11 protein-coding genes are annotated in these 14,620 nt (G+C 44.3%); 6 read left to right on the top strand and 5 right to left on the bottom strand.

Going from position 1 to position 14,620, the window contains the following annotated elements:
• Positions 1-379 precede the first annotated feature (379 nt).
• Positions 380-1,078, bottom strand: a complete 699-nt coding sequence (locus EPL05_RS15260) for a hypothetical protein (RefSeq protein WP_128534844.1) — start codon at positions 1,076-1,078, stop codon at positions 380-382.
• 181 nt (positions 1,079-1,259) lie between these two features.
• Here EPL05_RS15260 and htpG point away from each other — a divergent pair, with 181 nt between their 5' ends.
• The 4 genes from htpG to EPL05_RS15245 all read left to right on the top strand — a co-directional run bounded on the left by htpG (position 1,260) and on the right by EPL05_RS15245 (position 4,257).
• Positions 1,260-3,143 carry a molecular chaperone HtpG gene (gene htpG / locus EPL05_RS15255; RefSeq protein WP_128534843.1) on the top strand — a complete coding sequence of 628 codons (1,884 nt, stop codon included), beginning with the start codon at positions 1,260-1,262 and terminating at the stop codon, positions 3,141-3,143.
• A 150-nt stretch (positions 3,144-3,293) separates the two neighbouring features.
• Positions 3,294-3,446, top strand: coding sequence for a hypothetical protein (locus EPL05_RS24035; RefSeq protein ID WP_166727726.1), 153 nt, complete (start codon positions 3,294-3,296; stop codon positions 3,444-3,446).
• 10 nt (positions 3,447-3,456) lie between these two features.
• Positions 3,457-3,972, top strand: a complete 516-nt coding sequence (locus EPL05_RS15250) for a DUF4251 domain-containing protein (RefSeq protein ID WP_128534842.1) — start codon at positions 3,457-3,459, stop codon at positions 3,970-3,972.
• A 3-nt stretch (positions 3,973-3,975) separates the two neighbouring features.
• The gene (locus EPL05_RS15245; RefSeq protein ID WP_128534841.1) at positions 3,976-4,257 is read left to right on the top strand and encodes a hypothetical protein; all 282 of its coding nucleotides are present in this window, start codon (positions 3,976-3,978) and stop codon (positions 4,255-4,257) included.
• On the opposite strand, the gene EPL05_RS15240 is transcribed toward EPL05_RS15245, so the two are convergent.
• The 4 genes from EPL05_RS15240 to EPL05_RS24670 all read right to left on the bottom strand — a co-directional run bounded on the left by EPL05_RS15240 (position 4,254) and on the right by EPL05_RS24670 (position 8,380).
• Positions 4,254-5,183 carry a sugar phosphate isomerase/epimerase family protein gene (locus tag EPL05_RS15240; protein WP_128534840.1) on the bottom strand — a complete coding sequence of 310 codons (930 nt, stop codon included), beginning with the start codon at positions 5,181-5,183 and terminating at the stop codon, positions 4,254-4,256. The genes EPL05_RS15245 and EPL05_RS15240 overlap by 4 nt on opposite strands.
• 476 nt (positions 5,184-5,659) lie before the next feature.
• Positions 5,660-7,495 carry a glycoside hydrolase family 35 protein gene (locus EPL05_RS15235; protein WP_128534839.1) on the bottom strand — a complete coding sequence of 612 codons (1,836 nt, stop codon included), beginning with the start codon at positions 7,493-7,495 and terminating at the stop codon, positions 5,660-5,662.
• A gap of 22 nt (positions 7,496-7,517) precedes the next feature.
• Positions 7,518-8,171 (bottom strand): DUF4982 domain-containing protein, encoded by a 654-nt coding sequence (locus tag EPL05_RS15230; RefSeq protein ID WP_128534838.1) that lies wholly within the window; start codon positions 8,169-8,171, stop codon positions 7,518-7,520.
• Entirely contained in the window at positions 8,159-8,380 is a 222-nt protein-coding gene (locus tag EPL05_RS24670; protein WP_394342736.1) for a two-component regulator propeller domain-containing protein, read from the bottom strand. The genes EPL05_RS15230 and EPL05_RS24670 overlap by 13 nt, the downstream gene beginning before the upstream one ends.
• Between EPL05_RS24670 and EPL05_RS24030 the strand changes: the two genes are divergently transcribed.
• On the top strand, positions 8,310-8,561 hold the full coding sequence (locus EPL05_RS24030; protein WP_166727716.1) for a hypothetical protein: 252 nt from the start codon (positions 8,310-8,312) through the stop codon (positions 8,559-8,561). The genes EPL05_RS24670 and EPL05_RS24030 overlap by 71 nt on opposite strands.
• A 403-nt stretch (positions 8,562-8,964) precedes the next feature.
• Complete coding sequence (locus tag EPL05_RS15220; RefSeq protein WP_128534836.1) at positions 8,965-14,613, top strand: HAMP domain-containing protein; 5,649 nt, start codon at positions 8,965-8,967, stop codon at positions 14,611-14,613.
• The last annotated feature ends 7 nt before the right edge of the window (positions 14,614-14,620 follow it).

Below are 14,620 nucleotides of genomic sequence, written 5' to 3'. Positions count from 1 at the left end.
ACTTGTTACAGTACCCAAAAAAGCTATTGCATAAAAAACGAAGAAAAAGGTAGACGATAAACTAAACCTGAGCTGGTAATAACATTCTGCAGTATCGAGTGGAAGTCTAATAATAAGCTTAGGAAGAAACTTTTCAAACGAGGTCCTCAACCGGGTAAAAGTTAATGCCGACTTACCTATTCGGCCCAAGAACAATTTGTTGGTACCAATATCCGTAGTTGCCGAAGCCAGGTCCAACGAAGAATCGCGCCTTACAGAAGCTTTTCTTAAAAGGAGTTCCACTTCGGCCTTTGACAAATCAGTTATGTATACTTTCTTGAAATAGACCATCTTGGCTTGAAAGTTATTAATATACTACAATTATAAATGACACGCTACTTTATTGCGAAATAACAAGCTTCTTCCGAACACCACTTTTCCGCTCCCACACTTGCGTGTACATTTTTCCGGATGGTAACATGGTATATTTAGTTATAACAGAATCCACCTCCATCGGTTCTTTAAGCGTATCAGCAATCGGTTTTTTGGTAACCTGGTAAGTTATAACCTGGTTTTTACTTAGGGTGGAGCGGTTGCAGGTTGTTATATGATAGTCTTTATCGTCCTCATAACATCCCGAAATAACAATATGATTAATTGGCTTACCATTTTTATCCAGCAGTAACATTTCCAACCACCCTTCACCCTTATGCTCCCAGTAGACAATTATCGGCTGCAACGTTCCTATCTTTTCCTGCTTCGCTACAAAACATGCTTGTATGGCGTTCCGCGCAAACTCAGCGCCGTAGCCTTTTGCCGGAAACGATGACCCCAAAAGAATTCCTCTTTGGTCTTCCGTCAAGTCGGTATAGGGTTGTTTGTGTAACGAATCGGCATACCAGTTATGGATTTCCTCCGACTTGTTTTTCCGAGAATAAAGATGGATGCAATCCGTATTTAAATCCTTGTTGATAAACCTAAAATTACTATCAGCTAAAAAAGAAGTGCCGATTGCGTGGGTTGGTTTTTGTTTCGGGTTGCTACAGGTTGAGAATAACAGCAATGCGGCGAGGGGTAAGCGATTAAATAATCTTTTCATTTTACTCGTGATGGGCCTTTTAAATTTAGAAAAAATAATCAATCACCACCACGATAAAAGTATTTATTCCTCATCTGCACATCTGGCCCCTCTCTGCCAATTCGTCACTCCTACCCATTTTGGAACGGCCCTTGTTAACTCCCTACCGTAAACTATACTATAATTCTAAAATCATAAAACAATGCAAGAAAAAGGATCGATTTCGATACACACCGAAAACATTTTCCCTATCATTAAAAAGTTTTTATACTCTGATAACGAGATATTTCTGCGCGAATTGGTATCAAACGCCGTTGATGCTACGCAAAAGATCAAACGTTTAGCATCTTTAGGGCAATACACCGGCGAGTTGGGCGACCTGCGTGTGGAAGTTGCCTTTGATGCAGACAAAAAGACCATCACCATATCTGATAACGGTTTGGGCATGACGGCGGAAGAAATAAAAAAATACATCAACCAGATCGCTTTCTCGGGTGCTACAGAGTTTGTTGAGAAATTTAAAGAGGCTAAAGATGCAAACGAGATCATAGGCCGTTTCGGACTTGGTTTTTACTCGGCATTTATGGTGGCCGACCGTGTGGATATTGAAACCCTAAGCTACCAGGAAGGTGCAGAGCCTGCCCGCTGGACTTGCGACGGCAGCACCGAGTTTGAAATAAGCGAAGGCAGCCTGGAAGAGCGCGGTACCGAAATTACCCTGCACATCAACGCCGAAAGCGAAGAATTCCTTAACAAGCAAAAGCTACAGGAGATCCTGGACAAATACGCTAAGTTTTTACCTGTACCTATCAAGTTTGGTACAACTACACAGGAAGAAGAAGACGGCGTGGATGAAGAAGGCAAACCGAAATACACATCGGTTGAAACAGATAACATCATCAACGATACCACCCCCATCTGGACAAAATCGCCTACCGAACTGAAGGACGAAGATTACCTTAAATTCTACAAGGAACTTTACCCATACAGCGAAGACCCATTATTCTGGATCCACTTGAATGTAGATTATCCGTTTAACTTAACCGGCGTATTGTACTTCCCTAAACTGAAAAATGATTTTGAGATCACCAAAAACAAGATCAAATTATTCAGCCGCCAGGTGTTCATTACCGACGAGGTAAAAGACATTGTTCCGGAATTTTTGATGTTGTTGCATGGCGTTATTGATTCACCGGACATCCCGTTGAACGTATCGCGTAGCTTCCTGCAGGCCGATAGCAATGTTAAAAAGATCAATACCTACATCACCAAAAAAGTAGCCGATAAATTAGCCGACCTGTTTAAAAGCGACCGTAAAGGTTTCGAAGAAAAATGGGGCGACATTGGCCTGTTTGTGAAATACGGTATGATCAGCGAAGATAAATTCTACGATAAGGCAAAAGACTTTGTTTTGGTGACCAACACCAAAAAAGAGAATTTCACCCTTACCGAGTACAAAGACAAGGTAGAAGCTACCCAAACCGATAAAGACGGTCAGCTGGTATACATTTATACCAACGACCCGGAGAAGCAAGATGCGTTCATCCAGTCGGCCACTAAAAAAGGTTACGATGTAATGATGATGAACTCGCCGATTGATAACCACTTCATTAGTCAGTTAGAGCAGAAGTTAGAGAAAACACAATTAAAACGTGTGGATGCTGATGTTGCCGATAAGTTGATCAAAAAGGATGAGAACCCTGAATCGGTATTAACCGAAGAGCAATCGACCCAGATAAAAGAGATCTTTGATAAGGCCATTAACAAACCTGCTTACAAAGTAAAACTGGAAAGCCTGAGCCCGGATGAATTGCCGGTAACCGTAACCATGGACGAGTTTATGCGCCGTATGAAAGATATGGCAGCCATGGGCGGCGGTATGAGTTTCTATGGCAGTATGCCAGATAACTATAACGTTATTGTAAACGGTAACCACAAACTCATCAGTCGGATACTGGCCGATGAGAATGTTGAAACACAAGCTCAATTCGCCAAACAGGCGTTTGACCTGGCCCTGCTTTCGCAAGGTTTGTTGACCGGTGCCGAGTTAACGGAGTTTGTGAACAGAAGTGTGAGCTTGATATAAACCCAAGCCCCCCACCCCCCTGAAGGGGAGCTTCTGAAAAGCATATAGCCGCCCTCAAAAGGGGCGGCTATTTTATTCCCCTAAAAATTATTGTTGCCGTTTGTGGAATCCTTCTTCGTTTTGCATCCTACATACAAACAATAGGAAAACATGAAAAGGATAATAACAAAAAAGGTTTACGGCCCGGTTGGCTTAAACCAAAAGCCGCCAAAAAGGTCTAACCCTGTACACGCGTCTATCGCGTTTAAACTTATTGATAACTATACTGTTATACAGCAAACAAGCGTTATATTTATACCATAATACATTAGCAATGAAAACTTTAGTAAAAATCATCTTCACCCTAATCATAGCGGTTTCCGCCATTCAGCCAGGGCTGGCACAAAACAAAAAAGCCGACAAAAAAGCAGCGAAAGAAGCCGAAATAAAACAACTGATGCAATCTAAAAACTACCTGTTTAAAGCGCAGTACATGTACCCCATGAGCGGCACACAACAGTACCTCACCAGCGATTACGATGTGAAGGTTGGACAGGATACCTTGGTATCGTATCTACCCTACTTTGGCGTGGTTTATTTTAACGCTGGGTATAATAATCCATCAGAGTCGGGCATACAATTTACCTCTACAAAATTCGATTATAACCTCGAAGAGAAAACAAATGGCAGTTATATGGTTTATATAAAACCGAAGGATAACAAAAACACCGCGCAAATGATCCTGACTGTTTCATCAAACGGTTATGCAAGCCTATCGGTACAAAGCAATAACAGGCAAATGATTCGTTTTAGCGGGTACATTACCGAAACGCCGAAGGCAAAAATATAAATTATGCTAAAAATAAATATACCGAGGGGCTCTGCCTTGATATCGTTGGGGATGTTTGATGAATATCAAATCCCGAAACCACCAAACGGAACCGATGAAGAAATAAACGAAGATGTTATCCTGCTGTTCGAGAACGAACAGCAGGCTGTAACATATTTAGATCAGTTGGAAGACCTGGCCGATGAGGTGGACGATGATTCTCCTCAAAAAGACATCCTGAACTTACTCATCACCAGCATTGCCGATGATGAGTTTGTAAATACTTTTCTCGAAAACGAGGATTAGGCGATCAGATTTTTATTGATATACCCAATGCTGCTCACCATGCTGGCAAATGGGTCTTTAGGCATATCGTGCTCCACAAAAAAGTGCTCCATACCTGATGATTTTGCCGCAGCAAAAATGGGTTTAAAATCGATGGTACCGCTACCTACCGGTAAGATCTCAACGCGCGCAGCGTCCAAGTCCTTTACATGCCACAGCGGGAAACGCCCCGGGTTTTGTTTAAACATTTCTACCGGGTTTTTACCGCCTTTGATGGCCCAGGCCAGGTCCAGTTCAAACTTCACCAGTTTCGGGTCGGTTTCGGCGAGGAACAGATCGTAAGGAACCTTACCTTCTACAGTATGGAACTCCGCATCGTGGTTATGATAGCAAAACTGCAAACCGGCTTTCTTTGCCAATTCTGAGGTTTTGTTTAAAGTATCTATCGAGAGTTTAATTTCGTCTAACGAGGTGATAGGTGTACTGGCGCAAACCAGGTATTTAACACCACCCTCGGCAGCTTCATCAACCAGTTGCTGCATGTTATCGCGCAGGTTAGCCATTGGTGGTATTACTATCGGTTTGCCATCTGGCCCTTCCGGCATTTTTGCACCCGGAGGCAATTTAAAAGGCGCGCCCAATACGTGGTGTGATTTCCAGGACAGGCCTTCGCCATTCACCATAGCTTTAAACTCTTTGGCTTTCAGGCCGTAGTAACCGCCCTTCTTGCTGAAGGCCGACTCGATCTCCTTATATCCTGCAGCCGAAACTTTGCTTAATGTGCCTTTTACATCGGCGTCCATTACGTTAAAAAACGTAAACAACTGTATGCCAACAGCATGTTTACCTTTAAAGTTTAAAAGGGAAGCCGCTTTACCCGATAAAGCCAAGCCGCCAATGGCCAGCGTGCCGGCCGTTTTTAAGAAATTACGCCTGTTATTATTCATTATAATTTAGTGTTTATTTACTTGGTAAGTAAATCTAAATCAATTAAATCGAATAAAAAAACATTATTGTGTCTTTTTAACGCAATAGTATGTTGAGTGGATGGTCAGTGAGTGCCGAGGAGTGAATAATTGTGTAGTTAATCAGTAAAAATCAATTTTTTAACCAGGCCATCAGAACCCATTGGGGAATTGAAAACAATTGCACTGGCAGTTAGACGTTGGTTTTAACGAAGACCAAAACACTACCCGCAATGGAAAGGCCGCCCTAAACCTCGCCGTTGTTAGAAAAATGGCTCTCAATATCCTCAAAGCGGATAATCAAGCAAGGCCAGCCTTAAAGCCAAAAGAATGCAGGTTGGAACGACAAATATCTAATCAATCTTCTAACCGACAACTTTTAATGCGTCGGCACTGGGATAAAATCCCCTTTCTTCGGTCGTTATAATATTTTTGACTTAATTCAAAATCTACTTACTTTATTTTTGATCTGTTAGTTTATCCAGAATCGCATGATCTATCCCTGTGAGCTCGTTTTGCTCCGGTTTAATTAGTTCCATCACTTTCACATCGTTAATACCCTTTTTCAACCATTCGGCTATCACATAAAGCGTTTGCTGCGGACCGATATACCAGTAACGGCCCAAGTTATGGCCATTTATCCATACGATACCTTTACCCCAACCACTCATATCCAGGTAGGTATCTGCAACTTTGGCTAAATTAAGCGAACCGCTTTTTACTACGGGCTGGTTTGCTTTGTTGATACCTGCCTTCAAAGCAACTTTGGTGATATCGTTAAACGGCAAGCCGTACATCTTCCAGTTTTTTATTTCTTTGCCAGCCAGTAGTACATAATCGGTAATTCCCTTTTTATTTTTAAGCAGATAAGGGCCAAAATTAATACGGCCGAGATTCTCTACCAATATATCCAGCACCACTTTCCCTTTTGGCAGATTGACATTCACACTATCCTGCTTTAATCTCCTGTCGAGTATAGCCACACGTTTTCCGTTGATATACACCAGTCCATAATCGCGCAGGCCATTAATTTTGAGTAATCCCGATTTAGCAGCGTTTAGTGTAGTCCGATATAAAACAAAGCCATAAGCCTGGTTCAAGTCCTCAAAGCTTAGCGGCTTTTCGCTTAGTTTAGCGGCAGGCAATATGTTAAATAAGCTTGCAGACCGTGTAAATTTAACAGCCGGAAAGCTCATAGATGGTTTCGCGGCAGGCACATCGGGCAGGGTTTGACCTGCTGGCAGATGCTTAGCTATAACCGATCTGAATTTCATGAATTTATCAGTAGCGTTACCAGCCTCGTTTAGTGGCGCATCATAATCATAACTACTGATCTGCGGCTCGTACGGATCTATATCGTTATAGTTGGCACCATTCATAAAGCCGCGGGTGGTACCGCCGTGAAACATATACATATTGATGGAAACCCCCGCGCCCAGCACGGCATCCAATTTAGTGAGGTAGTTTTCAGCAGGCACCGTATGGTGTTTTGTTCCCCACCAATCGAACCAGGCCGGGTACCATTCTGCAATAAAGTACGGGCCCTTGCCACCGTAGTTATCACCAATAAGCTGTTTCACCTTTTTCACATCGTCTATGCCGTTTATTGCCGGAAGCAAGCCGGGCAAATGCCCGTCTTTAATAGCCGCAACCGGGTCGCAGGTGTACAGTTGGCCATCAAAACCTGCATCCACAAACATTTTACGGTTCAGTTCCAGGTATTCTTTATCGTTGCCGTAAGAACCGTATTCGTTCTCAATCTGCACCATCAAAATGTTGCCGCCATGATTCACCAGTAGCGGTGATAGTTGCTTACCGACCTCTGTGAGATACCTTTTGTAGGCCGCCAGGTATTTAGGTTCTTTACTCCTCACTACAAGTCCCTCCTCTTTTTCCAGCCAGTATGGGTAGCCGCCAAATTCCCACTCGGCACATACATAAGGGCTTGGGCGTAATATTACCCAAAGGCCTTCCTCCTGCGCGGTTTTCACAAACGCAGCTATATCATTATTGCCTATAAAATCGTATTGGCCTTTTTGCGGTTCATGCACGTTCCAAAAAACGTAGGTACCAATGGTATTAAGGCCCATAGCTTTAGCCATGCGCATCCTTTGCCGCCATGCTTCGCGCGGTACGCGGGTATAGTGCATTTCGCCGGAGACGATCTGTAGCGGCTTACCGTCGAGCACAAAAGACGTATCGCTTAGCGAAAAGGCGTGCTTTCCCTGCTGTGCCTGTACCACAAGTGAGATAGAAAGAAAAGCCGAAAGCAATGAGAGTTTTATAAATTTCATAAAAACGATGGAGGATGTTATTTTACAGTTGAATTGAGTTTGGTTGTTTTACGATGAGTATTATTGACGCAGGCTTTAAACCAGGCGAGCTCACAAGCACCTGTATTTTACCTGCTGTACCATTTGTTTGAATATAAGCCAGCAAGCGGCCATTAAGCGCTTTGCTTTGCGCCCCTTTGTAATCTTCGTGGCTCGTAGTGCTCCCGCTTTCCAGCCCGATAAGTTTGCCGGGGCCGGTTACAGATACCGTTATTTCATTATCAGCTTTAAAAACGGGGTTGCCTTTATTATCGTTAATGGCTATTTCTACCTGGCTTAGACCTTTTGTTTTGGCTGCAAACAAGGCGTTGTCTGGTAATGCCTTAAGCTGAGAGGCTTCTCCGGCTGTTTTTATAACGTTGCGGCAAACCTCAATGCCGTTGTTAAAAGCTTTCACCACCAATTCGCCCGGCTCATAATCAACCTGCCATGAAGGCATGTGACCAGCCGTTGCATTGCGCGCTTGTTTACCAAGCGACCGACCATTTAAGAAAAGTTCAACCTCCTGGCAATTGGTGTAGCAATCTATTTTTATTTTACTGCCGGCCTGCCAGTTCCAAATAGGCAGGGCGTTCCTGTGACTCCAGATGCCTTTGTCCTCCGCACTGGTAATTTCGCGTGCACCTATATAAACCATCGGCTCTTCGCATCCAGTTTACTTAAGCCATCCCTGGATGAAACCCACACGTTGCCGGCACGATCTGAAAATATCTTTTGGACAAAATTGCTTGATAAACCGTTGGACTTCCCGGCGCTTGTTTTAAAAACCTTAAATGTGGACCCATCAAACCGGTTTAAGCCATCGCTTGTGGCAAACCACATAAAACCATCGGCATCTTGGGTAATGCTATTTACTATGCCGAATGAGAGGCCATCCCTTAAGCGCGTATTTAAGCACCTTATTTTTAACAGGCGCCTGGCCATAGCACAGCAGGGTAGCGAACAGAAAGAAAGCCAAAAAGCAAAACTTCTTCTTCACGGGCAAATCAGCGATATATTTCATTACATGCGGCAAAACATTCACTAATAAATAAACAATTTCAGGCTTGGCTTCGTAAAAGACGACTTTAATTCAATATCAAAATTGATTAATTAAAGTTGGAAGCGTTCTATAATTATTGTCAAAATAACATTTAAAATTTAGATTTTACAACCTTTTTTATTAATGTTCTTTATCGGGCTAATTTCGTTTAATCATGAATTAACCCTATTGAGAACACAGATGTCAAGCAGGTTAGACCTGAATTATTTTTTTTTAAATTTAATTTTTTTAAAACAACAACTAACTTGTGGTGTTACTACTGTCATATTTCGCCGATACCTTTAAAAACTTAATTTATAATGGTTACCAAATATGGTAATTATTACACTTTTCGCGCTATAGCGTGTTAAGGTTTCCTCCTTGCTTATCAACCTATTGCAATAAATATATGGAACCAGCTTTACTCGAACCCAAGCAAAAAAAAGCCTCTGTTGTTAATGGTACCGAAGACCATCTCGACGTAAAAGAACTTTTAAGTGTTCTTTCGCTTGTCAAAAACGGAAAACTGAACGTTAGAATGCCGGTTACCCAGGCCGGTATAAATGGACGGATATGCGAAGTACTTAATGATATAATTGAAATGAATGAACGGCTTGTGGCCGAAATATCCTCTGCCGAAATAACCATCGGTAAAAAAGGAAATTTATCAAAACGAATTGAATTACCAGATGCCAAAGGCGAATGGGCAAGCGGCGTAGCCTCTCTCAATAACCTTATTGAGGACCTTACCTCACCAACGCTGGAGATAGCCGGGATGATCAATTCCGTAGCCAATGGCGACCTTTCCAAACACATCCCTTTAGAAATAAAAGGGCATCCGTTAAAAGGTGAGTTTTTGCGCATCGCCAAAGAATCCAATCAGATGCTTTCCAAATTACAGCTCTTCTCGATGGAGGTAACGCGGGTAGCAAGACAAGTGGGTTCGGAAGGTAAACTGGGCGAACAAGCAAAAATTAAGGGCGTTGCCGGTGTATGGGCAGAATTAACAGATTCTGTAAACCAAATGGCAGGTAACCTTACCGCCCAGGTACGTAACGTGGCAGCAGTAACAACAGCCGTGGCCAAGGGTGACCTTTCGCGGAAGATTACCGTGGAAGCCAAGGGCGAAATATTGGAATTAAAGAACACCATTAATACGATGGTGGATCAGCTCAACTCCTTCTCATCTGAAGTAACTCGTGTGGCGCTTGAGGTGGGTACCGAGGGTAAGCTGGGCGGCCAGGCTAAAGTGCCTGGTGTTGCAGGTACATGGAAAGATCTAACAGATTCGGTAAACCGTATGGCGGGGAACTTAACCTCGCAAGTGCGAAATATAGCGGGTGTAACCACTGCCGTGGCAAACGGTGACCTTTCCAAGAAAATTACGGTGGACGTAAAAGGCGAAATGTTGGAACTGAAGAAAACCATTAATACGATGGTGGATCAGCTCAACTCGTTTGCATCCGAAGTAACGCGTGTGGCGCTCGAAGTAGGTACCGAAGGTAAACTGGGCGGCCAGGCCCGTGTAAAAGGCGTAGGCGGTGTATGGAAGGACCTCACCGATTCGGTAAACCAAATGGGCAGCAACCTTACCGACCAGGTACGTAATATAGCAGGTGTAACCACCGCCGTGGCAAAAGGCGATTTATCGCGAAAGATAACGGTAGATGCCAAAGGCGAGTTATTGGAATTAAAGAACACCATTAATACGATGGTGGATCAGTTAAACTCATTCTCATCAGAAGTAACCCGTGTGGCACGTGAGGTAGGTTCTGAAGGCCAGCTTGGCGGCCAGGCAAACGTGCCGGGCGTAGGCGGTACCTGGAAGGATTTAACAGATTCTGTAAATCAAATGGCGGGTAACTTAACCGGCCAGGTTCGAAATATAGCAGAAGTAACAACAGCGGTAGCAAAAGGCGACCTTTCCAAAAAGATCACGGTTGACGTACAAGGCGAAATGCTGGAGCTGAAGATTACCATCAATACCATGGTGGATCAGCTTAACTCTTTCGGCTCGGAAGTAACGCGTGTAGCGCGCGAAGTGGGTTCCGAAGGGCAGTTAGGAGGCCAGGCCAATGTGCCGGGTGTAGGCGGTACCTGGAAGGATCTAACCGATTCGGTAAATAAAATGGCGGACAACTTAACCTCGCAGGTACGTAACATTGCCGAGGTAACTACAGCGGTGGCCAAAGGCGATCTGTCCCGAAAGATAACGGTGAATGCCAAAGGTGAGTTATTGGAGTTGAAAGACACCATCAACACGATGGTGGATCAGCTGCGTGGTTTCGCATCCGAAGTAACGCGTGTTGCGCGAGAAGTGGGTTCGGAAGGGCAGCTGGGCGGCCAGGCAAACGTGCCGGGTGTAGATGGTACCTGGAAGGATCTAACAGATTCGGTAAATAAAATGGCCGGTAACTTAACTGCGCAGTTGAGAAATATAGCTGATGTATCCATCGCGATAGCAAACGGCGATTTATCTAAAAAGATTACGGTTGACGTGCGTGGCGAGATCCTGCAGCTTAAAGAAACCATTAATACCATGGTGGATCAGCTGCGTGGTTTCGCGTCCGAAGTAACGCGTGTAGCTCGAGAGGTAGGTACCGATGGTAACCTTGGGGGCCAGGCCTTTGTGCCGGGTGTTGCGGGTACCTGGAAGGATTTAACGGATTCGGTGAACCAAATGTCGAGCAACTTAACCTCGCAGGTACGTAACATTGCCGAGGTAACCAAAGCGGTGGCCAGTGGTGACCTTTCCAAAACGGTTATCATCGACGTAAAGGGTGAGATAATGGACTTAAAGAACACCATTAATACGATGGTGGATCAGCTAAACTCTTTCGCATCTGAGGTAACGCGTGTAGCGCGTGAGGTAGGTACCGAGGGTAAACTGGGCGGGCAGGCACACGTAAAAGGCGTAGGTGGTACCTGGAAGGATCTAACGGATTCGGTGAACCAGATGGCATCTAACTTAACCGGGCAGATCCGTGGTATCGCGAAAGTGGCCACCGGTATTGCCAAGGGGAACTTAAAACAGCGCCTATCCATCAACGCGTTGGGCGAGGTAGCGCAGCTGACTGATACCATTAACGAAATGATTGACACCCTGGCAGTGTTTGCCGACGAAGTAACTACTGTGGCACGTGAGGTGGGTGTGCAAGGGCGCCTGGGCGGGCAGGCCAGTGTACCGGGTGCCTCGGGCACCTGGAAAGATTTGACAGAGAACGTAAACCAGCTGGCGCAAAACTTAACCACACAGGTACGTTCTATCTCCGAGGTAGCATCCGCAGTAACCAAGGGTGACCTTACCCGTACCATCCGCGTGGAAGCAAAAGGCGAGCTGGAAGCGCTAAAAGATACTATTAACCAAATGATTGCCAACCTTAAAGGCACAACCCTGCGTAACCACGAGCAGGATTGGCTAAAATCCAACCTGGCCAAGTTTGCTCAGATGCTGCAGGGGCAGCGTGACAGGAACGCGGTAGCAAATAAGGTACTTTCCGAGCTGGCCGAACTGGTAAACGCACGCTACGGCGCGTTCTATATTTTGGAGCAACCGGAATCTGCAGATGAGCCAAAACTGCGGTTATTTGCAGGTTATGCCCAAAAAAGCCGAAAACTTATCGATCAGGAATTTTCGCTAAGTGAAGGCCTGGTTGGACAGTGTGCCACCGATAAAGAGCGCATCCGGTTAGCCAACGTGCCTAACGAATATCTGCAGATCAGTTCGGGCATAGGTAACGCAGCCCCTATCGATCTCGTTATCCTGCCGGTATTATTTGAAAACAATGTAAAAGCCGTTATTGAACTGGCCTCGTTTGAGAATTTCAGCGATACGCACATCGACTTCTTGGACCAATTGACAGAAAGTATCGGTATCGTGTTAAACAATATTGAAACCAATACCCGTACGGAAGAGCTGTTATCGCAATCACAATCGTTAGCAGGCGAGCTTTCTGCCCAGCAGGAAGAGTTGAGGCGCGCCAATGATGAGCTGCATGATAAAGGTCGTTCGCTGGAGGAAAAAGCAGAGCAGTTAACATTAACCTCCAAGTATAAATCCGAGTTTTTGGCCAACATGTCGCACGAGTTGCGCACTCCGCTTAATAGTTTATTGATACTTGCCCAACAGTTATTTGAAAACCCCGAGGGTAACCTTACCGAAAAACAGCGAATGTTTGCCAAAACCATCCACTCTTGCGGGGATGATCTTATCCAGCTCATTAATGATATTCTTGACCTTTCGAAGATCGAATCGGGCGTTATTGCGGCGGATGTTATGCCGGTGAGCTTTAAAGAGATAGCCGCCTTTGCCGAATCGACGTTTAAACCAATCTCTGAGGCCAAGAACCTGAAATTTGAGATAGAACTGGAAGACAGCCTTCCGGAACTGATGGAGACAGATATGCAGCGCCTTAACCAGATATTAAAAAACCTGCTTTCAAACGCGTTTAAATTTACCGAAAAAGGCCGCGTTAAATTGCACGTTTTCAGACCTGGCCGCGGCCAGGAAAACCCATTAATTGGGCCCGACGCTGTGATCGCATTTTCTATCGAAGACTCTGGTATCGGTATCTCTAAAAACACACAGGGGATTATATTCGAGGCTTTCCAACAAGCCGAAGGTTCTACCAGCCGTAAATATGGAGGAACCGGACTGGGGCTATCCATTAGTAAGGGCTTTGCCGAATTACTGGGAGGCACTATTACCGTGGGGAGTGAATTGGGTAAAGGCAGCGTATTTACGCTATACCTGCCGTTAAAATACCGCGAAGAGAAATCGGTTCCGGTGAGAATAAAAGAAATTCAACCGGTTGCACACTTGCGCGCCAGCACTATAGATACTGCCGAATTGATAATGGATGACGACCGCCATAATATTGTGGCCGAAGATAAGGTGCTGCTGGTGATTGAGGACGACCTGCGTTTCACCAAGATATTAATAGATAAAGCACACGACCTGGATATGAAGGTTGTAGTGGCAATTAGCTACCTTGAGATATTTGACAGCATTATCAAATACAACCCTATTGCGATAACGCTGGACGTGAATATGCCCGAATCTAACGGTTGGAAAATACTTAAACTATTAAAAACCGATATAAACTTAAGGCATATCCCGGTACACGTAATATCCGGCGAGGATAATAAGCTACTGGCCCTGAAACATGGTGCCAAATCATTTAGTTTGAAACCTTTATCTAACACCTCGCTGCATGAATTAATTGCCGGTATTGTAAACTTTAATGCGCACACCAAAAAAAGGGTATTGATCATTGAAGATAATGAGAACGAATTACAGCGGCTTTCTGAACTTTTGGTTAACGACCAAATTGAAATTTTTGGCGCAACCACCGCTAAAAAGGGACTCGCGATACTAAAAAAAGAATTGTTTGACTGTATTGTACTGGATTTTGTATTACCCGACGCAAACGGCATCGATTTCTTGAACAAGATAGACCTGATCAAACAACAGGGCACTACTATCATCCTACATTCGGCAAGAGATTTCACACAGGAAGAGTTAATTAAACTTAAAAGGTTAAACCATAAGATAATTACCAAAACGCCTTTATCACATGTTTACCTGCTCGAAGAGATATTGGTGCTGCTGCATATTGATAAAAAACACATCAGCGAAAGCAAACTAAAAATGATCAGCAACATCCGGGTAACCACCGATGTGCTCGATTCGAAAAAAGTTTTGGTTGTAGATGATGATGTGCGTAACCTGTTTGCTTTAACCGCGGTGTTCGAAAGATCGAAGATTGACGTGATAACGGCCGAAAGCGGACGCGAAGCGCTTGAAATACTGAGTAAGGACAAAAGTATAGATATTGTGTTGATGGATATTATGATGCCGGAAATGGATGGGTATGAAACGATACAGATGATACGCAAGGAGCCACGGAACAAAAGCCTGCCAATTATTGCCGTAACTGCAAAAGCAATGATAGGCGACAGGCAGAAATGCATTTCGTCCGGCGCATCAGATTATATAACAAAACCCGTTAAAACCGACCAACTTTTATCCCTTATGCGTGTGTGGTTGATCAAATAAAAAATGT

It is taken from the genome of Mucilaginibacter gilvus, assembly GCF_004054195.1.
In the GTDB taxonomy this organism is placed as follows: Bacteria; Bacteroidota; Bacteroidia; order Sphingobacteriales; family Sphingobacteriaceae; genus Mucilaginibacter; species Mucilaginibacter gilvus.
Note: the sequence above shows the minus strand (reverse complement) of the source record. Positions and strands in the feature narration are given on the sequence as shown.

Bases quoted from the DNA above. Each gene is read 5' to 3' on its own strand.
- EPL05_RS15250 (WP_128534842.1), top strand. From the start codon at position 3,457: ATGAAAACTTTAGTAAAAATCATCTTCACCCTAATCATAGCGGTTTCC.
- EPL05_RS15245 (WP_128534841.1), top strand. From the start codon at position 3,976: ATGCTAAAAATAAATATACCGAGGGGCTCTGCCTTGATATCGTTGGGG.
- EPL05_RS15235 (WP_128534839.1), bottom strand. From the start codon at position 7,495: ATGAAATTTATAAAACTCTCATTGCTTTCGGCTTTTCTTTCTATCTCA.
- EPL05_RS15220 (WP_128534836.1), top strand. From the start codon at position 8,965: ATGGAACCAGCTTTACTCGAACCCAAGCAAAAAAAAGCCTCTGTTGTT.
- EPL05_RS15240 (WP_128534840.1), bottom strand. From the start codon at position 5,183: ATGAATAATAACAGGCGTAATTTCTTAAAAACGGCCGGCACGCTGGCC.
- EPL05_RS15260 (WP_128534844.1), bottom strand. From the start codon at position 1,078: ATGAAAAGATTATTTAATCGCTTACCCCTCGCCGCATTGCTGTTATTC.
- htpG (WP_128534843.1), top strand. From the start codon at position 1,260: ATGCAAGAAAAAGGATCGATTTCGATACACACCGAAAACATTTTCCCT.
- EPL05_RS24035 (WP_166727726.1), top strand. From the start codon at position 3,294: ATGAAAAGGATAATAACAAAAAAGGTTTACGGCCCGGTTGGCTTAAAC.
- EPL05_RS15230 (WP_128534838.1), bottom strand. From the start codon at position 8,171: ATGGTTTATATAGGTGCACGCGAAATTACCAGTGCGGAGGACAAAGGC.